The sequence below is a fragment of the Pseudomonas sp. genome, assembly GCF_037994325.1.
Lineage (GTDB): Bacteria > Pseudomonadota > Gammaproteobacteria > Pseudomonadales > Pseudomonadaceae > Aquipseudomonas.
On sequence record NZ_JBBNAH010000246.1, the window covers coordinates 1 to 1106 of the forward strand.

At 56.3% G+C, this 1106-nt stretch carries 2 protein-coding genes; both read left to right on the forward strand.

Going from position 1 to position 1106, the window contains the following annotated elements:
• Nucleotides 1-361: helix-turn-helix domain-containing protein (locus AAAB16_RS08250; protein ID WP_340662907.1), on the forward strand; the 361-nt coding region annotated here is incomplete at its 5' end.
• Nucleotides 362-397: 36 nt separating this feature from the next.
• A partial coding sequence (gene dnaN, locus AAAB16_RS08255) for a DNA polymerase III subunit beta (RefSeq protein WP_340662908.1) occupies nt 398-1106 on the forward strand: 709 nt, incomplete at its 3' end.

Genomic DNA, 1106 nt, shown 5'->3' on the forward strand with positions numbered 1-1106 from the left:
CTTTATGGGCCGTGACATCACCATTGAGCTGATTCGCGAATCGTTGAAGGATTTGTTGGCACTACAAGACAAGCTGGTGAGCGTCGACAATATTCAGCGCACCGTCGCCGAGTACTACAAAATCAAGATTTCCGACCTGCTGTCCAAGCGTCGCTCGCGTTCAGTCGCGCGGCCCAGGCAGGTTGCGATGGCGTTATCTAAAGAATTGACCAACCATAGCTTGCCGGAGATCGGCGATGCTTTCGGCGGTCGTGATCACACCACGGTGTTGCACGCATGCCGTAAGATTGCTCAACTTAGGGAATCCGACGCGGACATCCGCGAGGACTACAAGAACCTGCTGCGCACGCTGACCACCTGACCCATTACGCAGCCCACGAGGCAAAGGGACGAGACCATGCATTTCACTATTCAACGCGAAGCCCTGTTGAAACCGTTGCAACTGGTCGCTGGCGTGGTTGAACGCCGGCAGACGCTGCCGGTGCTGTCTAACGTGCTGCTCGTGGTCGAAGGCCAGCAGCTATCGCTGACTGGTACCGACCTTGAGGTCGAGCTGGTCGGTCGCGTGACGTTGGAAGAGCCGGCTGAGCCAGGCGAGATCACCGTGCCGGCGCGCAAGCTGATGGATATCTGCAAAAGCCTGCCTAACGACGCACTGGTCGATATCCGCGTTGATGAAACCAAGCTGGTGGTCAAGGCAGGTCGCAGCCGTTTTACCCTGTCGACACTACCGGCTAACGACTTCCCTACCGTGGAAGAAGGCCCAGGTTCGTTTACCTTCACCCTGGTACAGAGCAAGTTGCGTCGTTTGATTGAGCGCACCAGTTTTGCCATGGCCCAGCAGGACGTTCGTTACTACCTGAACGGCATGTTGATCGAAGTGCAAACAGGCGTATTGCGCGCTGTTGCTACGGATGGTCACCGTCTGGCCATGTGCTCGATGGAAGCTGGCATCGAGCAGGCCGACCGCCATCAAGTAATCGTTCCGCGCAAAGGTATTCTCGAACTGGCTCGTTTGCTTACCGAGCAAGACGGTACTGTGGATATCGTTCTTGGCCAACACCACATTCGCGCCACCACCGGCGAATTTACCTTCACCTCAAAAC